At 68.1% G+C, this 7,437-nt stretch carries 8 protein-coding genes; 1 reads left to right on the top strand and 7 read right to left on the bottom strand.

Annotated features, from left to right (window positions below; genetic code table 11):
- The 7 genes from IG178_RS16770 to IG178_RS16740 form a co-directional block, all read right to left on the bottom strand.
- A partial coding sequence (locus IG178_RS16770; protein ID WP_193213727.1) for a hypothetical protein occupies positions 1-357 on the bottom strand: 357 nt, incomplete at its 3' end.
- Positions 350-1,459: a DUF58 domain-containing protein gene (locus tag IG178_RS16765; protein WP_193213726.1), complete on the bottom strand. Its 1,110-nt coding sequence runs from the start codon at positions 1,457-1,459 to the stop codon at positions 350-352. The genes IG178_RS16765 and IG178_RS16770, both read right to left, overlap by 8 nt.
- Before the next feature lie 141 nt (positions 1,460-1,600).
- On the bottom strand, positions 1,601-2,506 hold the full coding sequence (locus tag IG178_RS16760) for an endonuclease/exonuclease/phosphatase family protein (RefSeq protein WP_193213725.1): 906 nt from the start codon (positions 2,504-2,506) through the stop codon (positions 1,601-1,603).
- Complete coding sequence (locus IG178_RS16755; protein ID WP_193213724.1) at positions 2,503-2,802, bottom strand: transcriptional regulator; 300 nt, start codon at positions 2,800-2,802, stop codon at positions 2,503-2,505. Before IG178_RS16755 ends, IG178_RS16760 begins: the two co-directional genes overlap by 4 nt.
- Positions 2,799-3,425, bottom strand: coding sequence for a hypothetical protein (locus tag IG178_RS16750; RefSeq protein WP_193213723.1), 627 nt, complete (start codon positions 3,423-3,425; stop codon positions 2,799-2,801). Before IG178_RS16750 ends, IG178_RS16755 begins: the two co-directional genes overlap by 4 nt.
- 144 nt (positions 3,426-3,569) lie before the next feature.
- Entirely contained in the window at positions 3,570-3,857 is a 288-nt protein-coding gene (locus IG178_RS16745; protein WP_193213722.1) for a hypothetical protein, read from the bottom strand.
- A gap of 55 nt (positions 3,858-3,912) precedes the next feature.
- Positions 3,913-4,602 carry a rhomboid family intramembrane serine protease gene (locus IG178_RS16740; RefSeq protein WP_193213721.1) on the bottom strand — a complete coding sequence of 230 codons (690 nt, stop codon included), beginning with the start codon at positions 4,600-4,602 and terminating at the stop codon, positions 3,913-3,915.
- A gap of 92 nt (positions 4,603-4,694) precedes the next feature.
- Here IG178_RS16740 and IG178_RS16735 point away from each other — a divergent pair, with 92 nt between their 5' ends.
- Positions 4,695-7,427, top strand: a complete 2,733-nt coding sequence (locus IG178_RS16735) for a helicase-related protein (RefSeq protein WP_193213720.1) — start codon at positions 4,695-4,697, stop codon at positions 7,425-7,427.
- Positions 7,428-7,437 lie beyond the last annotated feature (10 nt).

Raw genomic sequence — 7,437 nt, 5'->3', positions numbered from 1 at the left:
CGCCGCCCCGCCGCCCGACGCCACTTCCCGTTCCGCCGCGGCGGCCGGCCGCAGCCAGGCTTCCAGCTGGACGGCCACGGACTCGAGAGGCTCCGGCGCGGCGCTTAAGAACAGCACGAACGCGAACTCCAAGGCCAACACCGTCATCCCGATCGCGAGGTAGTCGAGCCACCCCGTCGGGCGCCGGCTCGACGCCGCGGCCCCTTCCGGCCGCACCCGCCGCCCCCACATCCCGAGGCCCGCCACCAGCACCAGCACCGCCACGCAGGTGCGCAGCAAGCCCGGCATTCGCTCCGGCATGCCGTGCAGGAGCAAGTAGGCCCCCGTCAGGGTCGCGATGAACGCCAGGCTACGCATTCCCGAAATGAAGTTTGGTGCCCGCCCGCGCAGGCCGGGCCTTCGGTTCGTAGTGCACGATGTCGACCGCAACACAGGGACCGGTCGGCCGCAACGAGGAACCCCACGACGCCCGCGGCATGTCCGACACGATCAACACCCCGGTGGCGGCGTCCAAGCCGGCGAGGACCGCCTGGACCTCATGGGCCTCGGTCCCGGCGGCCCGCCATGCCTTCGCCAGCAATTCGCCGCAAGCACCCAGCTGCCGGCGGTTGCCGGCCTTGCGTTGCTTCCAGCCATCGAAATCCGCCACCAAGCGCACCGGGATCCCCTGCCTCTGGAAGTGCCTCAAGGCTCCCCATGCCAGCGACAGCGCCTTCTCGAAGCGGTCGGGTCGAATCAAGGCGCGCTCGGTACCGCAGGAATGGAACAACACGATCGCCTCCCGCGGGTGGAATCCGGGGGGATCGAGCTCGCGCACCACCGGCCCGCCGCCCCGTGCGTGGGACCGCAAGGTCGCCGGCCACGCGATCGCCCGCACCGGGTCGCCCGCACGGTATGGCCGCAATCCCCGCGGCTCCCCCTGGGCTTCGCCTGCCGCCACCGCCGAGCGCGGCGTGTCATCGACCCAGGCACCGCTGGAAAGCAGCTCGACCGGCACCAGCGGCCGCGGGAACACCAGCAACCGGTGGGGACAGGCCAAGACGCGCCGGGCGCGGAAGAAGCCGCAGGGGAACTCCGAGCTCAGCTCGACGTGGATCTGATCATGATCGCCACGCTGCCCCGGCACGCACCGCAGCTCGACGTCCGCCGCCGAGCGGCCGGCCACCCAGGCCGCGTGGCTGCCGGATTCCGGGCTGCCGGGCACCTTGACGGTGGTTTGAATGCCGAAGGCGTCCAGCCCGTGGCGCGGGTTGCCCAAGCTGACCTGCAGCCTCGCCGGCTGGCCGACCGCCGCGACGTGGGGACCGCTGAGGTCCAGCGCCAGCCCGCGCAGGTTGGCCCTCGCCGCAAGCGCCCCGATCCCGGCCAACACAAGTCCCGCCGACCCCAACGCCGCCATCGCTCCATCCACACGCCACAGGCCGGCAAGCACCAGCGCGGCCGAGACGCCCAGCAGCATGGTGCCCCGCGCTTGGATCCGGAGTTTGCGTGTTTCCGCAGGCCTCATTCGGTCAGGTCTTGAATCGGGCGAGTCGGTAGAAGGCCCGCCCATGACGCCAATCATCCGGGTCCAGCCACCGCGGTGGCGAGCCGAAAGACGTCACGGTGCCAGCGTGCACAAGACCCGCGCGTGATCCGACCCCGGCCTCGCGCGGTCGGTCCGTGCAACCTTCAAACCCGGGCCGAGCCAGATCTGGTCGAGCGTCCACAACGGCAGGCCGTAGGCCCATGTCTCTCGGAATCCGCGGCGCGGGCCATCGTTGGCGAGGGAAAATCCGCGGTCGCGCCACCCACGGTACCAGGTGGACTCCGGTGGCGTGTTGAAGTCGCCGAGAATGATGGCCCGCGGATCATCACCGGCCGCGCGGACGATCGACGTGATCGCCTGCTCGCGGGAAATCCACGGCTGGGAGCGGACATCGGCCACAACCACGGTGAATTCGCCCCGCCCGGGCAGGTCGACCCGGATCCGGTGGCAGCGGAAAAGGTCGTGCGTGCCAAGGGAATCGCAGGAGACGATTTTCCCGCGCACGCCGATCATCGTGCTGCCGTCCAGCCGTTGCCACTGGTGATCCGGTGACCCCGCGACGAACGCCCTCCACCGGTCCGGGCTGAAGGTCCCGGTCTCGATGACCGCGGACACGTCCGCCTCCGACGCCCCCGACCAGGCGCTTGGCATCCGCGGCAGGTCGCGTCCGGTGTTCCAGACCGACACCCGCAGCGCACCCGGCGCCGACTCCGGCAAGCGGTCGAGGCGGAACGAACGCCAGCCCTCGGCCATCGAGATCACCAGGCATGCCGCCGCCAGTACCCGGATTCCCCGGTGACGCAACACCAGCAGCGCGGCCAGCCCGGCCATCAGCCGCAGCAACCAAGGCGTCGCGTAGAAGATCATCGCCACTCCAATCCAGCCGTCCCGGCCGCGGCAAAGGATTCCGGCCCACGCCACGACCAATCCCGCGGCCACCGCCCGTCGCAGCATCCCGGACCACCGTGTGCGGGTCATTTGCCGAGATGGAGGATCTGCTCGAGGATCGCCAGGTAGTCCTCGAAGGCCTTCCGGCCCTGCGCCGTCAGCGCATACAGGGTCTGCGGCCGCCCGTCCCCGGTTTGCTTTTCCGCCACGATGTAGCCGGCCTGCTCGAGCGTCCGCAGGTGGGTGATCAGGTTGCCGTCGCTCATCTCCAGCTCCACCTTGAAATCCTGAAACGGCCACGGCTCCACCCGCGAGGCAAGCAAGGTCATGATGCCGAGCCGCGCCTTCTCGTGGATGGTTTTGTCGAGCTTGCTGAAATCGATCATGCGCCCGGTCCGTCGCGGCGGGTGGTGGTGACAATGGCCGCGCCGTACAGCAAGTGGAAGCCGCCAAACGTGGCTGCCATCAACCCGGAGGGTCCGAGCCGGACCAGCAGCGGGTTCATGGACTGGACGAAGGTGCTCGCCGACAAGGCCAGCAGCCCGGTGCCCAGGAAGGCGAGACCGAGCCAAATCATCGATTTCGGCGCGAATTCGCGGATGGCCAGCAACGCCAGGCCATAGTGGATGATCCAAAAACAGGCCGCGATCGTCTCCGCCGATCGCCCGCCCCCCCGCAGGTAAAGCAAGCCGACAAAGCCGCCGGCGACCAGCGGCGGCAGGCTACCGCGCAGCGCGACCTTCAGGCCGTGGGACCACAAGGGCCGCGAATGGGAATGCGCCAGCCGCATCAACTGCCACACCGCGAACAAGAGCACGATGCCCAGCCCGCCGATCCAGATCCCGCCCCAGGACCAGCCGATCTTGCCCTCCGACAGCCAGCCGGCGGCCACCGACATCGCCCCGCCCAACAGCGCCGCTTCACCGGACAAGGCGCGGAAAATGGTCGCGCGCTCCATCATCGTGCGGATCACGCGCAATTGCTCCGCGGCTTCCTGGTGGGTCGTCATGCGCTTGCTTTGCCATGCAAAGCGGACGCTTCCAAGCTTGAATTGCGTCCCCCTAACGGCCCGTCAGAACCCGGGCCGCGTACACGAAAACAGCCCGGTCGCGGGCGGCGCGCCGGACTTGTTGCGGAGGCGCTCGGACGGCGCTTACTTGCTGCCGCTGCCGTAAGTCGAGCGACCGCGATAGCCGTCAACGTACCCCCAGAGGTAGTCGTTGCGATGGGCACGCGGGAGAGTGCGGTCCTCGTTGATGTGCGGATCGTAGGCGAGGCCGTGGATCTTGTCGCCGCGACCATCGACCAGACCGCGGTGATAGGCTTCGTTCGGGCTGTAGCCGGCGGCCTGGTAGCCATAGGCGGTGGAGGTCATGTTGGAACATGACACGGTCGCGAGCGCAAGGGCGGCGCCCACGGGGACTAGGGTGAACAGTTTCATAGCGGGGTTCCCCTAACATCCTGAGGCCCATCAGTCCAGATTCATTTGGCAGTCCTTAGTATCGTCGCCTCGCGGTCCGCGGCTTCGGCGCCGCCAGCGAGGCGAGCAAAAGCCCCCCGACGAAGCCCCCCAGGTGCGCGCCGTAGGCAATGTTCCCCGGCGCGTGGCTCATCAGCGAGGTGTAGTCGATGACCACCCCCACCACCCCCAGCAAGGCAAGCTGTCCGGGCGCCACCGGGCGCGCCATCGGCCAGATGTGGGGATCCGGCAACTGCCACCGCACCGCCAGGCCGAGATACGCGCCCTCGAAACCCAGCACGGCGCCCGAAGCGCCGAGCATCGGGTTGAAGGAATCCGCGTTGAGCACGGTGTGGAAGATCCCGCCGGTCAGGGCGGTGACGAAGAAGACCAGCAACATCCATCGATGGCCCAGCAACTCCGCCACCAGTCCTGCGAACACCCACAGGTAGAGCATGTTGTAGAGGATGTGCTCGGCATCCGCATGCAGGAACGCGTAGCTCAGCAGGGTCCCGAAGCCCTTGAGATCCAGCCCCGACACCTCGCCGCCGCGGAGATGGTGCCAGCTTTCGGTGACCGCGCCGGGGATCACCATGAAGTGCCGGTCCCACCCGGGCTCGCCGAGCAATTGGAAGACGAAAATCCCCACCATCACCGCGATCAACCCGAGCAGGGGCCCCTGGGCCTGGAGCAGGGCGCGGGTCGGATCATCGCGGATTTGCCTCATGGTCGGCTCGAGGTGTGGGAGGAATTGCTGGCACTGGCAAGACCCGGCTTGCACGGTCGGTCCCGGGCGCTAGGGTGCGCGCCCTTTTCCGAATGGCAAAAAACACATGGAAGCGCGGTCAGCGCTGGGTCAGCGACAGCGAGCCGGAACTCGGTCTCGGCATCATTCTGAGCGGCGCCGAGGGCCGCGTGGAGATCGTATTCCCCGCTGCCGGCGAGAACCGCTGCTATGCCTTGGAATCCGCGCCGCTGCGCCGGGTGAAGTTTTTGCCTGGCGACCGCATCATTACCCACGAGGGTACCGAGATGTCCGTGGTGAATGTCCGGGAGGAGTCCGGGCTGAGGATCTACGAAACCGACGACGGCGAAGTCACCGAGGCCGAGCTGTCCGACTCGATGAGCTTCAGCAAGCCGGAGGAGCGCCTTTATGGAGGCAAGCTGGACGATCCGGGCGAATTCGACCTCCGCGGCGAGGCCTTGAAACGGCGTGCCGAAATGCGCTCCGCCCCCGCCCGCGGCCTGGCCGGCGCCCGCGTCGACCTGATCCCGCACCAGCTTTTCATCGCCGATGAAGTCGCCAACCGGCCGCGCCCGCGGGTGCTGCTGGCCGACGAAGTCGGCCTCGGCAAGACCATCGAAGCCTGCCTGATCATCCATCGCCTGCTGCTGACCGGCCGTGCCTCGCGCGTGCTCGTCCTGGTCCCCGAGCCGCTGATCCACCAGTGGTTCGTCGAGTTGCTGCGGCGCTTCCAGCTTTCCTTCGACCTGTTCGACGAGGAGCGCTGCGAGGCGATCGAGGACGGCGATCCGGATGCCAACCCCTTCCTGGAAAGCCAATGGGTTTTGGCGGCGGTGGATTTCCTCGCCGGTAACGAGCAGCGGGCCGCCCAGGCCCGCGAAGCCGGGTGGGACGTGCTGGTCGTCGATGAAGCCCACCACCTCGAGTGGTCGCCCGGCCAGCCCGGTCCGGCCTACGAGATGGTCCGCGCCCTGGCGGAGCAAACCGACGGCCTGCTGCTACTCACCGCCACGCCGCAGCAGCTCGGACCGGAGGGGCATTTCGCCCGCCTGCAGTTGCTCGACCCCGACCGCTACGTCGACCTCGGGCGCTACCGCGAGGAGACCCTCCACTACGAGGAAGCCGCCGAAGTGGTCGAGGCGCTCGCCGGCGAGGGCGACGTCGACGAACGCCTTGAAAAGCTGGTCGCCGGCCGCGAGCGCCTCGAGATCGCGGTGTTGAATTTCCGCGACGAGCGGGCCAAGGCCCGCGAGAAGCTGCTGCAGGACCTGCTCGACAGCTTCGGCGTCGGCCGCGTGATGTTCCGCAACACCCGCGCCAACCTGGGAGGCTTCCCCGAGCGCGAGCCGCTGCTGGTGCCCCTTTCCGGCGACGACGAGCTGGAGGCGAAAGTCGAATGGCTCAGCCAACTCCTCGGCGAACTGCCCGCGAGCGAAAAGATCCTGGTGATCACGCGGACCCGCGAACTCGCCGAGACCCTGATGGCGACCTTGAAGGACGCCACCGGCATCGATGCCGGCCTGTTCCACGAAGACCTCACCCTGCTGCAGCGCGATCGCAACGCGGCCTTCTTCGCGGACGAAGACGGCGCCCGGGTGCTGATCTGCTCCGAGATCGGCAGCGAAGGCCGGAACTTCCAGTTCGCCCGCCACCTGGTCCTGTTCGATCTGCCGGACGACGTTGATTTGCTCGAGCAGCGCATCGGCCGCCTCGACCGGATCGGCCAGAAGGGCACCATCCAGATCCATGTCCCCTACCTCAAGGGAAGCGCCGGCGAGGTCCGCGTCCGCTGGCTGGAGGAGGGTCTGGACGCCTTCCGCGCCAGCCCCCAGGGCGCCGCGGAGATCCAGCGCGAAATGCAGCCGTTGCTCGACCAGGCAATGGCGAAACCGGCGGGACTCAAGAAATTGATCACCGCCACCCGGCAGTGCCGCGAAAAGATTTCCGAGCGCCTCGCCAAGGGCCAGGACCGGCTGCTGGAGCGCAGCTCGAACCGGGCCGACCGCTCGGGCAAGATCGTCAAGGAGATCCAGGCTTGGGACAACGACGGGACCTTCGAGGACTTCCTGATGCGCCTCTTCGAGCACGCCGGCCTGCACATCGAGGAACTCGGCCGGCGGCGCTATTTCCTGCTACCCGGCAACCTGAAGTCCGATGCTTTCCCGTCACTCCCCAACGAGGGCGTGACGGTGACCCTTGACCGCCAGCGCGCGCTGGAACGGGAACAGGAAGCTTTCCTGACCTGGGATCACCCGATGGTCCGCGGGGCGCTCGACCTGCTGCTGGGCTCTGAAGCCGGCAATGCGTCGTTCGGCGTGTGGGAGTCGCCCGAAGGCAAGCGGATGCTGCTGGAAGCGTGGATCGTCGTGGAATGCGTCGCTCCCGCCCACCTGCACGTCGAGCGTTACCTGCCGCAAACCCCGCTGAGGGTCGCGGTCGACCACACCGGCGGCGACCAGACCCAGGACTTCGCCCTCGCCAAGGCCAAGCTGCGGCGCGGCGACCCGGCCAGCCTGCTGCGCAATGAAACGGTGAAACGCAAGGTCTTGCCGACAATGCTCGAAGCCGTGCGCGAGCTCGGCACCGAGAAGAGCAAGATCGTGGTCCGCGACGCCCTTTCCGCGATGCACTCCGAGATGAGCGGCGAAATCGCCCGCCTCAAGGACCTCGCCGAACTCAACGACCACGTCCGCCCCGAGGAAATCCGCGCGCTGGAAGCGAAGGAGCAACAGCTCGAGGCAATCATCGCCGCGGCCCGCGTCCGCGTCGATGCCGTGCGCCTCGTGTGGATGGCCCCGGTGGTCTAGCCGCCGGGCG

This window comes from Neoluteolibacter marinus, assembly GCF_014904755.1.
GTDB classification, from domain to species: Bacteria; Verrucomicrobiota; Verrucomicrobiia; order Verrucomicrobiales; family Akkermansiaceae; genus Haloferula; species Haloferula marina.
This window is presented reverse-complemented; position numbering and strand designations above follow the sequence as displayed.